Origin of the sequence: Vibrio sp. SS-MA-C1-2, from assembly GCF_021513135.1 — a bacterium.
Lineage (GTDB): Bacteria > Pseudomonadota > Gammaproteobacteria > Enterobacterales > Vibrionaceae.
Genome location: NZ_CP090981.1, coordinates 767415 through 783186 on the forward strand (window position 1 = coordinate 767415; position 15772 = coordinate 783186).

The 15772-nt window shown below is 40.0% G+C and carries 12 protein-coding genes and 1 rRNA gene; 8 read left to right on the top strand and 5 right to left on the bottom strand.

The genetic code is table 11. The annotated features are described in order from the left end of the window. The first annotated feature begins 19 nt into the window (after window positions 1–19). A 5S ribosomal RNA gene (gene rrf / locus L0B53_RS08185) occupies window positions 20–135 on the top strand. Window positions 136–756: 621 nt separating this feature from the next. Continuing rightward, window positions 757–1080 carry a ferredoxin FdxA gene (fdxA, locus tag L0B53_RS08190; protein WP_235061607.1) on the top strand — a complete coding sequence of 108 codons (324 nt, stop codon included), beginning with the start codon at window positions 757–759 and terminating at the stop codon, window positions 1078–1080. Window positions 1081–1264: 184 nt separating this feature from the next. Here the strand turns inward: fdxA and L0B53_RS08195 are convergent, their stop codons facing one another. Next, window positions 1265–1999, bottom strand: a complete 735-nt coding sequence (locus tag L0B53_RS08195) for an RNA methyltransferase (RefSeq protein ID WP_235061608.1) — start codon at window positions 1997–1999, stop codon at window positions 1265–1267. A gap of 179 nt (window positions 2000–2178) precedes the next feature. On the opposite strand from L0B53_RS08195, the gene L0B53_RS08200 reads away from it, so the two are divergent. Beyond that, window positions 2179–3792, top strand: a complete 1614-nt coding sequence (locus L0B53_RS08200) for an NAD(P)/FAD-dependent oxidoreductase (RefSeq protein ID WP_235061609.1) — start codon at window positions 2179–2181, stop codon at window positions 3790–3792. Window positions 3793–3860: 68 nt separating this feature from the next. Here L0B53_RS08200 and L0B53_RS08205 read toward each other — a convergent pair whose 3' ends face one another. The 3 genes from L0B53_RS08205 to aspA form a co-directional block, all read right to left on the bottom strand. Then, window positions 3861–4346 (bottom strand): protein-disulfide reductase DsbD domain-containing protein, encoded by a 486-nt coding sequence (locus L0B53_RS08205; RefSeq protein WP_235061610.1) that lies wholly within the window; start codon window positions 4344–4346, stop codon window positions 3861–3863. Between the two features lie 278 nt (window positions 4347–4624). Further along, window positions 4625–5926 (bottom strand): anaerobic C4-dicarboxylate transporter, encoded by a 1302-nt coding sequence (locus L0B53_RS08210; RefSeq protein WP_235061611.1) that lies wholly within the window; start codon window positions 5924–5926, stop codon window positions 4625–4627. Window positions 5927–6122: 196 nt separating this feature from the next. Next, window positions 6123–7562 (bottom strand): aspartate ammonia-lyase, encoded by a 1440-nt coding sequence (gene aspA, locus L0B53_RS08215; RefSeq protein WP_235061612.1) that lies wholly within the window; start codon window positions 7560–7562, stop codon window positions 6123–6125. A 336-nt stretch (window positions 7563–7898) separates the two neighbouring features. Here aspA and L0B53_RS08220 point away from each other — a divergent pair, with 336 nt between their 5' ends. Next, entirely contained in the window at window positions 7899–8420 is a 522-nt protein-coding gene (locus tag L0B53_RS08220; RefSeq protein ID WP_235061613.1) for an FxsA family protein, read from the top strand. Window positions 8421–8471: 51 nt separating this feature from the next. Here the strand turns inward: L0B53_RS08220 and L0B53_RS08225 are convergent, their stop codons facing one another. Then, the gene (locus L0B53_RS08225) at window positions 8472–9824 is read right to left on the bottom strand and encodes an MATE family efflux transporter (protein ID WP_235061614.1); all 1353 of its coding nucleotides are present in this window, start codon (window positions 9822–9824) and stop codon (window positions 8472–8474) included. A 199-nt stretch (window positions 9825–10023) separates the two neighbouring features. Here L0B53_RS08225 and L0B53_RS08230 point away from each other — a divergent pair, with 199 nt between their 5' ends. From L0B53_RS08230 to L0B53_RS08245, 4 genes are all read left to right on the top strand, one after another. Beyond that, on the top strand, window positions 10024–10314 hold the full coding sequence (locus L0B53_RS08230; protein ID WP_235061615.1) for a co-chaperone GroES: 291 nt from the start codon (window positions 10024–10026) through the stop codon (window positions 10312–10314). 42 nt (window positions 10315–10356) lie between these two features. Continuing rightward, entirely contained in the window at window positions 10357–12006 is a 1650-nt protein-coding gene (gene groL / locus L0B53_RS08235; RefSeq protein ID WP_235061616.1) for a chaperonin GroEL, read from the top strand. 676 nt (window positions 12007–12682) lie between these two features. After that, a complete protein-coding gene (locus tag L0B53_RS08240; protein ID WP_235061617.1) occupies window positions 12683–15124 on the top strand; it encodes a hypothetical protein in 2442 nt (813 codons plus the stop codon). An 11-nt stretch (window positions 15125–15135) separates the two neighbouring features. After that, window positions 15136–15630: a hypothetical protein gene (locus tag L0B53_RS08245; RefSeq protein WP_235061618.1), complete on the top strand. Its 495-nt coding sequence runs from the start codon at window positions 15136–15138 to the stop codon at window positions 15628–15630. The last annotated feature ends 142 nt before the right edge of the window (window positions 15631–15772 follow it).

Below are 15772 nucleotides of genomic sequence, written 5' to 3' on the forward strand. Positions count from 1 at the left end.
CGGTTAACAACAAAATTTGCTTGGCGACCATAGCATTGTGGACCCACCTGACTCCATTCCGAACTCAGAAGTGAAACACAATCGCGCCGATGGTAGTGTGGGGTCTCCCCATGTGAGAGTAGGTCATCGCCAGGCTTCGCTTTATGTCTTCAGATTTTAGATATCTGAAAGCAAACTAGTTCTGCATTATGCAGACAGTAAAAAACCCAGCCTTTGGCTGGGTTTTTTGCGTTTAAGACTTATTAAAAAATGAATGAAAATAGGATCAATGTAGCCAGCTTAGATAAAGTGGGTTTTATCATGCAATTATGATTACCTACTTATTGCTACTGTTTTAAATTAGATTGCTTATCCCCTAAATAATTGGTGTTGCTAGTTGGTGGCAAGTGATGAGTATAGGTGTACTATATGATTGAGGGCTAACAAGCGTAACCGTAACGGTTACTTTTATTCATATACAAACCTAACTGCTTCAAGTCTGAAGGGTATATAATAGTTTGGTACTTGATTGGCTATTTTTACTTTAATATAACCCTGCTTATATTAAGCTTTATTATGCAGAATTTCATGTATACCCAAAGTAATTGGAGCTACTAGTTGACGGTAAATGAGAGACTTCATGAGTATAGATATTCTATATGATTGAGGAGAACTAACGTAGCCATTGCCATTATAAATCTAGCCTAGCAACTTCAATTAAGAAGGGATAGGACAATTAATTTCGTCACTATATATCTTTAAAAGAGAGTAAATATCATGGCATTTGTCGTAACAGATAACTGTATTCAATGTAAATATACCGACTGTGTTGCTGTCTGCCCTGCTGATGCATTCTATGAAGGTCCAAATTTTATGGTAATAAGCCCGATAGATTGTATTGATTGTGGACTGTGTGTACCTGAATGTGATGCAGAAGCGATCTTTCAAGAAGACGAACTTGAGCCTGAGCAGACAATCTTTATTGAGTTGAATGAAGAACTCTCAGAAATATGGCCAAATATTACAGAAGCAAAATCTGCAATGGATGAAGCGGAAAAGTGGAATGGGGTTCCTAATAAGCTCGGTATGCTTGAGAAATAAAGTCGTCTATTTATATAGTTAATTATCTTGATTATTCATCTAGGCAGCTCTTTTGCAAATATTGAGAGGCATTCGTGATCTTATACCTAAAATAATTGGAGTTGCTAGTAGGCGGTAAATGAGCGTAGCCAACAACCTAGCGACTTCAAGTATGAAGAGTATATACGTAATGCCCCATCTTTATTTAATGATGTTGACGACGTAGATTATCAAGGATAATTCCTGTTGCCATCGCGACATTTAATGATTCAGCGCCACCGAATGCAGGAATCGTAATTTTATCAGTGACAAACTGCTCTGCCTCTTCTCGAACACCATGAGATTCACTCCCCATCAATAAGATCCCCTCTGGTGAAAAATCAGTTTTGTGGATATTTTCACCTTCAAGAAAAGCACCATAAACCGGAATATCGGCTTGTTCTAGATAGAGCGGTAAATCAGTCAGAGTGACCGTGACCCGCCCAAAGCTGCCCATGGTTGCTCTAATTGTTTTTGGGTTATAAGGATCAGCGCAATCACGGCTAGCAATGATATGTTTGATACCATACCAATCCGCAAGACGAATAATAGTACCTAGATTACCTGGATCAGAGACACCATCTAAGGCAATCATTAACCCTTTTGCTTGAGGGATTTTATCTTTTGGGATTTCAACAATCGCAACAGCAGCATTATTACTCACCAAGCTACTTGCTTTGGTTAACTCTTCTAATGAGGCTTCAATAGATTGAAAAGCTTGTAATCGTTCTTGATTAGCAGATAAAAATTCAGCCGTACCGAAAATTTGCTTAATAATTAATGAAGAATCAAGAAGTTCAATTACATTCTTCTCGCCTTCAACTAAGAATAAGCCTTGTACTTTACGCTGTTTTTTTTGCCCTAGAGCTCGAAGTAATTTAATTTGGTTTTTTGAAATCATAGTTATATCCCAGTTGAAAGCGCAGGCATTATATACTGAATTAACTTGGAGATGCGAGTATTGCTGATAAACAACAATGACAACAAAAAGAACTTCACGTAGAATCCCCCTCATTGTGAGCTGCTGAACGAATTTTGTTCACTTTGCTAAGACACCATTAACACGAGACATCGAGATATATGATACGTTTAACCGAAATTAAGCTTCCTTTAGATCATCAGGAAGATGCACTTCTTACGGCAATTACTAATAAACTAGGCATTAATGCAGAGCAAGTTTTGTCATTCAATATGTTTAAGCGTGGCTATGATGCTCGTAAAAAAAGTAAGATTTTATTGATTTATACTCTTGATGTGGTTGTCGAGAACGAAGATCAGCTTCTTGAGCAGTTTGTTGGTGATCAGCATGTCAAGTTAACACCTGATATGGACTATAAGTTTGTTGCTCAAGCCCCTGAAGGTTTGACTGAGCGTCCAGTTGTTATTGGCTTTGGCCCTTGTGGATTGTTTTCTGCCCTTATTCTTGCTCAAAGTGGTTTCAAGCCGATTGTTGTTGAGCGTGGCAAAGAGGTTCGTGAGCGTACTAAAGATACGTTTGGCTTCTGGCGTAAACGTAAACTTAATCCAGAATCAAATGTTCAATTTGGTGAAGGCGGAGCCGGTACATTCTCTGACGGTAAGCTGTATAGCCAAGTCAAAGATCCTAAACATTATGGTCGTAAAGTTATTGAAGAGTTTGTCGCTTCGGGTGCCCCTGAGGAGATCCGTTATGTCAGTAAACCGCATATTGGTACCTTTAAATTGGTCACCATGATTGAAAAGATGCGTGCAAAAATCATTGAACTGGGTGGCGAAATTCGTTTTAGCACGCGAGTTGATGATTTACATATTGAAGATGGGCAAATTACGGGTTTAACACTCTCTAATGGTGAAGAGATACAGTCTCGTCATGTTATCTTAGCCGTAGGTCATAGTGCTCGTGATACCTTTGAAATGCTGCATCAACGCGGTGTTTATATGGAAGCTAAACCATTTTCTGTTGGTTTCCGTATTGAGCATAAACAATCTGTTATTGATAAAGCGCGTTTTGGTTCGAATGCAGGCAACCCAATTCTTGGTGCTGCTGATTATAAATTGGTTCATCATTGTAAAAATGGTCGTACGGTGTATAGCTTCTGTATGTGTCCAGGTGGCACAGTGGTTGCAGCAACGTCAGAAGAAGGTCGTGTTGTGACAAATGGTATGAGCCAATACTCACGTGCAGAACGTAACGCGAACAGTGCGATTGTAGTTGGTATCTCTCCAGAAAAAGATTACCCAGGTGACCCATTGGCGGGTATTCGTTTACAGCGTCAACTAGAGACGGGTGCTTTTAATCTCGGCGGAGAGAACTATGATGCCCCAGCACAAAAAATTGGTGATTTCTTAAAAGGGAGCGATCCAAGTGAGTTAGGTGATGTTGCACCTTCATTTACACCGGGTATTAAACTCACGGATATTTCAAAAGCACTGCCTGACTTTGCGATTGAAGCGATCAGAGAAGCGATTCCAGCCTTTGATAAGAAGATTAAAGGCTTTGCGGATGCTGATGGTCTTTTAACAGGTGTTGAGACGCGTACATCTTCCCCTGTTTGTATTAAACGTGGCAAAGATTACCAGAGCCTCAATTTGAAAGGTTTCTTCCCAGCAGGTGAAGGTGCGGGTTATGCCGGTGGAATTCTATCTGCAGGTATTGATGGGATTAAAGCCGCTGAAGCATTAGCTATTTCAATGGTAGAGTCTGCAGAGAGTTAGTTTGTACCAATAATTTAATTCAGATACTTAATGAGCCGCTGTGATTTTTTAATACTGCGGCTTTTTTATTACCCATGACTTATTATTTTTATTGGAATGACTTTCTTTTCTGGTGGATAACACAATCCAGCCTCAGCACAGCCTTGATAATGAATTGTTATGCTTTTTTGTTTGATATCTGCGATTGGGATATCGATCGCTAAACTGTCCTTATAGATATCAACAATACCAAAATAAGGATCTTGATGTGTGATACCTTCAGGCAGAGTAAAATATTCAATAGTTTGGTTATTGACTATAACTTTGATTTTTTCTTTATAGAGATAGTAACCCGGTTTAATCTGCCAACGGATATTTAATTTGCTGTGATTTTGCTGCTTAAAATCAATAATAAAAGCTTCTGAGGCAGGCAAGAAACGAACTTGATGGTTTAACTTTGTAGATTTATTGAGTATTGGATTAGCATTAAGGTTACTACTGATAAATAATAAAATTGCGGTTATAGAAAGGACGGTGATTAATCCCGTTCTTATTGGACTTTTAGTATTAAGCACATCATGATCCTTATCATTATCTATTGTGCTTATTGTATCGAACTGACTCTTCTTTTTTGTCTTAAAATTTATAATCCATAAAAAAACAGCTACTGACTAAAAGTCGGTAGCTATTTCATCATCTCTATTTATATTGTTTTATACCCTTCATACTTGAAGTTGCTAGGTTGTTGGCTGTATTCGTTCGCCCCAATTATATAGTGCAGCTATACTCATGGGGCCTCACTCACTTGCCGCCTACTAGCAACGCCAATTATTTTTGGTAAAAATGTTATTAATTACAAAACAATGCCACCCACAAGGAAGCCCAAAGCAACGGCTGTTGTAATGGTTGCTACTCCTGGGATAAAGAATGGATGGTTGAATACCCACTTCCCGATACGTGTTGAACCTGTATCATCCATTTCTACCGCAGCTAATAACGTTGGATATGTTGGCAGAACAAACAGTGCACTTACAGCTGCAAAAGAAGCAATGGCAGTTAAAGGTGATACCCCAATAGCGAGGGCTGCTGGCATTAATGCGGTCGTTGTTGCACCTTGAGAATATAAAAGCATTGATGCAAAGAACAGTGTTACCGCTAGCATCCATGGGTATTGCTCTAAGATAGAGCCTGCGAATGATTTGATTTCACCAATATGAGCAGAAACAAAAGTATCACCTAACCATGCGACACCAAGAACACAAACACACGCACTCATACCTGATTTAAACGTAGCAGCATTGGCAATTTTAGAGGCATCAATTTTAGTGAAAATAACAATTGCCATCGCGGCGGTAAGCATAAATGCCATGATAGCGTAGTTACGGCTAATTGTTGGGTGTTCAATAATACCAACCGCTTTAGAGATGACAGTTGCATAACTAACAACGGCAATAATGGCAGCGATAAAGATATATACAGACATCTTAGCCGTTGGCAGAATTTCACGTTTGGTTGCACCTTGAGTTTTGATTAACCCTTTGCTCATGCGTTCAATATAGATAGGATCATCTTTTAATTCACAACCCAAGAAATTAGAGATAAATGCACCGACCATACAAGCAACAAATGTGGTTGGAATACAGATAGCCAGTAGCGTTAAATAACCCACACCCAATGGCTCAAGAATTCCAGAGAAGAAGACAACCGCTGCAGAGATAGGTGAGGCAGTAATCGCTATTTGTGAGGCGATAACAGCAATAGAAAGTGGGCGAGAAGGGCGAACACCTTGCTCTTTCGCAACTTCGGCAATAACCGGAAGCGTTGAGAATGCCGTATGTCCTGTACCTGCTAATACCGTCATAAAGAAGGTAACTATCGGGGCATAAAATGTAATACGTTTAGGGTTTTTTCGTAGAAATTGCTCAGCTAAATCGACAAGCCAATCCATGCCGCCAGCAACCTGCATCGCAGCAATGGCGGTAATCACAGACATAATAATTAGGATAACATCAACAGGGATACTTCCTGCATCGACACCTAAAATAAGGGAAAGGAATAAAACACCAGCACCACCGGCAAAACCAATACCGATACCACCAATTCGAGCCCCTAGAAATATAAAGGCCAGTACAATAAATAATTCAACAGCAATCATGCTTATTATCTCCATTTTTTTAAACATTAAAATCAAAAATTAATACTTAAAAAAATGTGGATGAACGGAGTCTAGGGCACTATTTAAATAGTGCCCTAAATCGTATTTAATGATTATTTTTTATTTTTAACTATTTGATTTTATATTGTATTCTTTTTTGTAATACATCGCGATATAAAATCAAAGATTAATCATATTAGTTATAACGTTTCGCTTTATATTGTGGATGCATTAAGTTTTCGATAGAGAAAATATCATCTAACTCTTCTGCTGTTAATAACCCGCGTTCTAACACCACCTCACGAACGCTCTTACCTGTTTCCGCACAAATCTTACCAACGATATCACCTTCGTGGTGACCGATTAATGGATTCAAGTAAGTGACGATACCAATAGAGTTATGTACGAATGCTTCACAGACTTCTTTATTCACTGTGATACCATCAATACACTTATCACGTAAGTTTTTACACGCATTAGAAAGTAATTGAATAGATTCAAAGATAACTTGACCAATCACAGGTTCCATTACGTTTAACTGTAGCTGTCCCGCTTCTGCTGCAAATGTTAGCGTTGTGTCGTTACCGATAACTTTAAATGCGACTTGGTTAACTACCTCTGGAATAACAGGGTTAACTTTAGCTGGCATGATTGAAGAGCCCGCTTGCATTTCAGGAAGGTTCAACTCATTAAAGCCAGAGCGAGGACCAGATGAAAGTAGACGTAAATCGTTACAGATCTTAGACAGTTTTACCGCTAGGCGTTTTAGTGAGCCATGAACCATCACGTATGAACCACAATCCGAGGTTGCTTCGATTAAGTTCTCTGCAGGAGTACAAGGCAAACCAGTGACTTCAGCTAGTTTAGTTACTGCTAGAGGTTGGTAACCTCCTGGAGTATTTAGTGCAGTACCGATAGCCGTTGCACCTAGGTTTACTTCAAGTAGAAGCTGAGCGGTATAGTGTAAATTTTTAATTTCTTCTTTTAGTAGAATGCTGAATGCTTTAAATTCTTGCCCTACTGTCATTGGAACCGCGTCTTGCAGCTGAGTACGACCCATCTTAATGATGTTATCAAACTCAACACTCTTATTATCGAATGCAGTTTGTAAGTAACCAATTGACTCAACTAATGTTGTAATGCTATTGAAAACAGCAATACGGAAACCTGTTGGGTAAGCACAGTTTGTTGACTGGCTCTTATTAACGTGATCGTTAGGGTTGACGATGTCATATTCACCCTTCTTATGACCCATTAACTCCAGTGCTAAGTTAGCAACCACTTCGTTAGCATTCATGTTTACAGAAGTACCTGCGCCACCTTGGAATACATCCGATGGGAATTGATCCATGCACTTGCCTGTTTCTAAAATCAGGTCACATGCTTTTACGATATATTGGCCAACTTCTGCAGGAATCGCGCCTAATTCAGTATTCGCTAGCGCGGCAGCTTTTTTAGTAAAGACCATGCCACGAACAAATTCAGGAACATCTGAAATCGTTGTTGATGAGATATTAAAGTTTTCCATTGCGCGCAAAGTGTGGATACCGTAATACGCGTCAGCAGGTACATGACGAGAGCCTAATAGATCTTCTTCAATACGAGTGTTTGTAGCTTGCTGTTCTAAATTAGCCATGAGGTTAACCTTAAATAAAGACAAATAATCTGATAGTTAACACTAATTGTAGGCATCCATTCTTTAGTGTTGGGTATTAGCAATCATTCCAACTGATTGACTATGATCATACAATGTAAAAATAAAAATAAAAGTTAATGTTGATCACTTTTATCACTCTAGATTGAGTATTATCAATAAATGTGATGAGCATCTCATTACATAACAAAGGGGTATTAATAGTACCCATTTTTAGGTATTAATCTTGGTATAAAGATATTCATCGCAATGTAAAATAATGTGTTACGATTAAGAGTAAATTAAACATGAATGTAAACTTAATTACCGAGGTCAGTAGTGTTTCCTATTTTACTCGTTCTATTTATTTTAGTTCCAATTATTGAAATATCGCTATTTATTCAAGTTGGCGGTTTTTTAGGGCTTTGGCCTACCATTGCAATTGTACTTACCACGGCGATTGTTGGCGCCTCGCTTGTGCGCAGCCAAGGATTGATGACGCTTCTATCTGTTCAGAATAAAATGCAACAAGGAGAACTTCCTGCACAAGAGATTGTTGAAGGTGTGATGCTTGCTGTTGCGGGTGTTTTGCTATTAACACCTGGATTTATGACTGACTTTTTAGGGATGCTTGTTCTATTACCAAGACCGCGTGCAATCTTAGCCAAAAAGTTGATGCAACGAGTTAGCTTAAAATCAATGAGTGGATCAGGTTTTGGTGGTCAATTTGGTGGCGGCTTTGGATCTGGACATAACCCATTTGAACGTGATGATAATACGTTTGATGGTGAGTTCGAGCGAAAAGATAAATATGATGAGAAAAACAAGCGTGATGATAATGATCAAAATCGTTTAAATTAATTGATCTTTGAAAGTGCAATACTCTTTATTTAGAACCGATCAGTGAGCTCATCAACCTAAGTGATGGGCTCTTATTTTTTTTGCAAAGAAGTAGGCGGCAAATCCTGAAATAAAGTTAGCGACCATAATGCCTATAAATAATCCTTCCGTGCCATTTAATTGCTTTCCGATCCAAGCGAAAGGCAACAATAATCCAAACAATCTAAATAGATTCCAACCTAATGCCTGCTTGGGCTGATGAAGCGCATTTAAACTGCTCACTAACATCATGACAATTCCCTGACAACCATAGCTTAATGGAACAACAATTAAGTAGAGCCAGATCTGCTTCTGAACCTCGATATCTTGACTAAATAGCGCTGAGAAAGGGGAGCTTAATGGCACCATCGCAATAAAAATCAAAAACTGGATTAACAAGGAGTATCTGATCCCAGTAAAGAGGGCAAGAAAAGCTCGCTGGTCTTGTTTTGCACCTAAATTTTGCGACATTATCGGTGTTAAAGCAGAAGTCATACAAATCACAATAATCAATAAGAATGACTCAATACGCTGTGCTGCACCATAAGCGGCAACAGATTCTGTTCCTTGGCTCGCTAATAATGCCATTAAAATAGCCCCTGATATTGGAAGTAGCGCATTAGAAAAAGCAGCTGGAGTTCCGATGTGAAGGATTTTTTTCCAATCATCAATAATTTCTGTCATACACCACAAGCCGAGTAGTTGCGTTTTATGGATCAGAATATAAAAAGACCAACCAACGGCAATCGTCCAACTGATGCCACTGGCTATCGCTGCACCTTGTACACCCATCGCTGGAATAGGACCAAGACCAAAGATAAATAAAGGATCTAAAATGCTATTGATGACGCCAGAAATAATTAAGATGACCGCTGGCGTTTTGGTGTCACCTGTTGCTCGAAGAATATTATTTCCCACCATTGAAATTGCTAATAATGGAATAAATAGATAACAGGTTGCCATATATTGTTCGATGAGAAGCCGAAGTTCTTGATTTGCACCAAGCAGAGCGAAAAGCGGATCAATCGTAAAGTAGCCAATAATTGAAAGTAACGTGCTTAATACTGCAATTAATAACAAGCCGTGAGAAGCAAACCTTTTGGCTTTTATTTCTAACTTCTTCCCTAAAATACGACCAAGATGAGCGGAGACACCAACACCAATTCCCATCGTCATTGAATTAATGGCAAAAATAACCGGAAAGGTAAAGCTGATGGCTGCAAGAGAGTTTGTCCCTAAAAGCGAGATGAAAAAAGTATCAACCAAATTAAATGTCAACACCGCGACCATACCAAAAATTAATGGAATGGTGAGTTGGGTTAACAGTTTATCGATAGGGTCGAGCAGCAATCGATTTTGATTTGATTTGAGCTTTTGTTTTTGCATTACAGCCTTAAGAGTGTGTATTGGGAGATACGGTAATCGAAACTGAGTGATTGAGCAAAAAAATGACTAAATAAAATGAAAAAAACTCTACTATACCTTGAGTTTGGCTGAAATAACCCCAAGATCAATATTCACAGATGGATAGGTAATGAAGCCTCTCTTCATTTTTAATAAAAACCAAATAATCAGGAGACAACCGATGAACATTCGTCCTTTGCACGACCGTTTAATTGTAGAGCGCCAAGAAGTTGAATCTAAGTCCGCTGGCGGCATTGTTTTAACAGGCTCAGCAGCAGAAAAATCAACTCGTGGTGTAGTATTGGCTACTGGTAAAGGTCGCATCTTAGAAAGCGGTGAAGTACAAGCGCTAGATGTAAAAGTTGGCGATACGGTTATTTTTAGCGAAGGCTACGGCGTAAAAACCGAGAAAATCGATGGTAAAGAAGTGCTAATCATGTCTGAAAATGACGTATTAGCGATCGTTGAGTAAGCCCCGTTATCCGGTGAAATTTAATTAAAGGAATTTAAGAACATGGCAGCAAAAGATGTAAAATTTGGTAATGATGCACGAGTAAAAATGCTAGAAGGCGTAAATATTCTTGCTGATGCAGTAAAAGTGACTTTAGGTCCTAAAGGTCGTAACGTTGTTTTAGATAAGTCATTTGGCGCACCAACCATTACTAAAGATGGTGTTTCAGTTGCACGTGAAATCGAACTTGAAGATAAGTTCCAAAACATGGGTGCACAAATGGTGAAAGAAGTTTCTTCACAAGCTAATGATGCGGCGGGTGATGGAACAACAACGGCAACGGTATTAGCTCAGTCTATCGTTAATGAAGGTCTAAAAGCGGTTGCTGCGGGTATGAACCCAATGGATCTAAAACGTGGTATCGACAAAGCGGTTGTTGCTGCGGTTGAAGAGCTAAAAGCACTTTCTGTTCCTTGTTTAGATACGAATGCGGTTGCTCAGGTAGGAACTATCTCTGCGAACTCTGACGCAACTGTCGGTAATATCATTGCTGAAGCGATGGAAAAAGTAGGCCGTGATGGCGTTATTACGGTTGAAGAAGGTCAAGCACTACAAGATGAGCTTGATGTGGTTGAAGGTATGCAGTTCGATCGTGGTTACCTATCTCCTTACTTTGTTAACAATCAAGAAGCGGGCAGTGTTGATCTAGAAAACCCATTCATTCTATTGGTTGATAAAAAAGTATCGAACATCCGTGAGTTACTAACAACATTAGAAGCCGTTGCTAAAGCATCTCGTCCGCTACTTATCGTTGCAGAAGATGTTGAAGGTGAAGCACTAGCAACACTTGTGGTTAACAACATGCGCGGCATCGTAAAAGTTGCAGCAGTTAAAGCCCCTGGTTTTGGTGATCGTCGTAAAGCAATGCTACAAGATATTGCCGTTCTGACTGCCGGTACGGTTATCTCTGAAGAAGTGGGTATGGATCTAGAAAAAGTTCAACTTGAAGATCTAGGCCAAGCGAAGCGCATTACCATTACGAAAGAAAACACGACAATCATCGATGGTATCGGTGAAGAGCAGATTATTGCTGGTCGTGTTGCTCAAATTCGTCAGCAAATTGAAGATGCAACATCAGACTACGATAAAGAAAAACTTCAAGAGCGTGTTGCTAAATTAGCTGGTGGTGTTGCGGTGATTAAAGTTGGCGCAGCAACAGAAGTTGAAATGAAAGAGAAGAAAGCACGTGTTGAAGATGCACTTCACGCAACTCGCGCAGCGGTAGAAGAAGGTGTGGTTGCGGGTGGTGGTGTTGCACTTATCCGTGCAGCGTCTAAAGTATCAAACCTTGAAGGTGATAACGAAGAGCAAAATGTCGGTATCCGTGTTGCATTACGTGCAATGGAAGCGCCGATTCGTCAAATTACCACCAACGCAGGTGATGAAGAGTCAGTGGTTGCTAACAACGTTAAAGCTGGTGAAGGTAACTACGGTTACAACGCAGCAACGGGTGTTTACGGCGACATGATCGAAATGGGTATCCTTGATCCAACGAAAGTAACGCGTTCAGCACTTCAGTTTGCAGCTTCTGTTGCGGGTCTGATGATCACCACTGAAGCGATGATTACTGATCGACCACAGAAAGATGCTCCAGCGATGCCTGATATGGGCGGCATGGGCGGTGGTATGGGTGGAATGGGCGGCATGATGTAATCATCATACCCACATCCTAGTACTTCCAATGAAGCCCGTAAGTATCTTATTTACGGGCTTTTTTATTGACTACTCGTCTTATTGTGTCTCATCATTTTCTATGAACCCCTAATTTCTTACCACTATATTCTGCTCTCTATATTGCTTTCTCTTATCAATTTTTATTAATTTCCCCATCTCTTGTAATCCCTTTTAATCGTCGCATACTGGTTTTCTTGTAAACAGTAAAAACAAAATATTTCATTTTATATCAGCAGATTAGGAATGTGTTGATATTGCGAATTTAGAATAAAAAGAGGGAATTTAATGAATAAGTTCTTGAGTTTTTTAGATAGAGCGATAGCGTGTTCTGCCGCAAGCCGCAAGCCGCAAGCCGCAAGCCGCAAGCCGCAAGCCGCAAGCCGCAAGCCGCAAGCCGCAAGCCGCAAGCCGCAAGCCGCAAGCCGCAAGCCGCAATAAAAATCGTTTAACCAAATTATTATTAATACCTTATTACTCTCTTAGGCTCCCCACGAGGGGTAATGGAAATAGGCGGGAAAATACCCCCACTCGTTTTAAAGGGCTTCAACTGAGGGCGCTGTTTTTAGCCACTTTGCTGGGCGGGGTACCAATCGCTTCTTCAGCCCTTATTCCTAGTGATGACATCAAATTTTTTCATACTCGTAATAATGGTAATTTGGACAACAGCAGTAATGTTATAGACCAGCGTATTATTAAAGAGTTTAGTCAAAGTCCAAAAGTTAATCAGAAAATAAAAGATGTTAGTAATGCATTAGGTTCAGAGCAAACATTATCACTAGCAGACTTAAAGACTCACCCTGTTAATGTCTTTTATTTTAGTAAACTGGATAAATATAACCCAGATGTTTGGCCTACGATTCTAGATGGGATAAGAAGTGGAGAAGGAAGACTCTATGTCTTTGTTATTGATCAGAAGACAAAAATTTCTGGTACTTTTGAAAAGCCTCGAAATTTTCAAGAAGGAATCGCTGAGCTCAATAAGGTTTTACCTGTTGGTATTAGACTTGATACTGGATCAACGGCTGACTATACAAGACCCTTTGGTGTCATGTCAAAAGAATACTCGGCATACACGGCACATGTGAATCCTAATAAATTTTCTCATTACTCTATCGGATCAACGCGATATTTTTTCACGGATCGTGTCCCTAAATTAAATATGGTTTTCCAAACGACTCAGAATGCGTTACTGAGTATTTGGGGCTTTGATGAGATGCGGTTTTATAACTCGACGACAACCAAAGTTGAACAGGGGGCTTGTGTGATGTTATTGAATTTCCCTGAATTAATGGGTGCAGCTTATGAGTTTCCTAATAGTGGTGATGATGCAGGTAGAGGAATAATCAGAAGAATACTGCCGCTGATGTTTGGTTCAGATATTAAGGCGAGTGAAAATGGCTGTTATACCCCAGCTCCTCATGTAGATGCAAAACCTGATCGGTATAATAATGTAGACAATCCGATCAGTGGGTTTGTCTTTCCTTATTACAGCACTGGTGATAGTCCTGTACCGGAGCATGATATATCAGTCGCCACCCTAATGGCGAATGACTCAAAAATAAACTTTAATCCTGATAGCGGTTCAGCTAACGCGGCAAAACATTCGGGTGAGTTGTTTATTACTACCTTGGGTAAGGATCACCTGGATGCAGGTACAGGGCAAGCTGGGATTGAAAGCTCGACAACAAAAATAACAACCATTAAAGGGGGAGAATTAAAAATAACGAGAAAAGAATTCACAGAAAGTAATAATGCTTCTGGTTTTAAGAATCTTTCTAAAATTGAAACAATAACATACACTCCACCAATAGCTCATAACGATGAGGATGAGTTCTATTATCGAGTTTGTGCGAGCAACACGAATACTGCTGATAATGTAAAAAATACCGATATTCTTTGCTCAATTACTCTGGCGTTACTCTATGTGGGTGAAGCGCCGCCTTTACCTGCCGCAACCATCACCCTTGACGGTTATGTGTTCAATGACCATGCCTTTAACGACAACAGTTCCGCCACACCTCATAACGGTTTAAAAGAGACAGGGGAAGAGGGGTTAGCCAACCGTGTTGTGACCTTAACGAACACAGATAACGCCACTGAAACCTTAAGTGCCGTTACCGATGGACGTGGCCGTTTTTCTTATCCCTTACCTAACGAATGGAAAACCAAAAACATTACCTTAACGGTTGAACCTACCGCAGGCTGGCAAGCGATCAGTGAATCTATCGACGGTTCATCAACCCAAGATAGTTCAGGGAATGAAGGCGTTAATACCACCGATAGCCAATTTAGCGGTTTATTAGGTGAGCAAACCCAGTTCCTCTTCGGTCAAATTAAAAAGCCCGTATTAACCCAGGATCATAAAAGAAGCATTGCTGCTAATGAAGGGACGCAATATTTTGCTCATCAACTTCAACTCTATTCACCTTCTACCCTTAAAATCATGGTTGAAGAACAAAACAGAGCATGGCCGATTAAAATCTACCAAGATAATAATTGTAATGGGGAGTTAGAGGCGGGGGACACCAAAATCACCGCCGATATCACAACCACCCAGCCAGAACAAACATTCTGTATCGTGACGGAAGTGACCCCTCAATTTTCAGCCAGCGGCGTCGATGCTGATTTTTATTATTACCTTGATGTTGAAGTCAAGCCGCAAGACGTCGGAACAAGCCACGGGGTCACTTTTTATCTCAGTAATCAAGATATTTTGAGTTTAACGAATTTTGGCAAACTGACCCTAGAAAAGACCGTAAGAAACATGAGTGAAGAGGGCAGTGTAGAGAGTAAAAATAACACCGCAAAATCGGGAGATACCTTGGAATATAAACTCTACTTCTCTAATGAGTCAGAGCATCCCATTTCCAATGTGGTGCTCTTAGATTATGTGCCTGAATTTAGCCAGTTAGTGGGGGGGAGTTTACCCGTCAAACACAATTGTGGTTTGTCAAAAACTATTGAATGTGAATTAAAACAACCACTCGGTGCAGAGAATAATACTGGGTACCAAGGGAAAATTCGTTGGGTACTCCCTGAGCCGCTAAATCCAACGGACCGTGGTGTCGTGAGTTTTCAAATCAAAGTCGATGATTAGAGGGAATAAACATGAATCAGTTAATATATAAAATAGTTCGTGATCGTTTGGTTATTTGTCCCCTTATTTTAGGGGTTATCGCGTTCCCTTCATTAAGTGATGAGGAGAAACGGGGTGAAGGTTGGACGCGAGAAAATACATTAATAGTCAAAGGGTTCATCTTTAATGATAACAGCGAGCAAGGGCGAGGAAATGGCATTTTAGATAACGGTGAGCAAGGGTTAGCACAACGTTGGGTATTGGTGTCGTACGATAATACCTACAGCACCGTTGAGACCAATGAACAAGGGGCTTTCTCGGAGTCTATTCCACTAGAGGCTAAAAATAAAAAAATTAAGATCTCACTCAGTCCCGTCAATGATGAGCAAAAATACCGTTGGCGGAACATCAGTAAATCGTTCAACGGACGACCAATGGCAAAAGAGGCGTTACCCACTCAAACCGACGGCAAGTTGATCGGCAAAGTGGATGATGTGTTCTATTTCGGGCTGGTGGAAGTGAAGTGATTGAAGATTAGAGATAAAAAGGCGTCTTAGGGCGTCTTTTTTATTGGTAATAAGTATTCGCTGGATAGGTATATTCCACCATAATCGAATGTCGAGCTAGTTCTTCAATAAGCCCTAAACCTCTAACCACAAAACCGAGTCG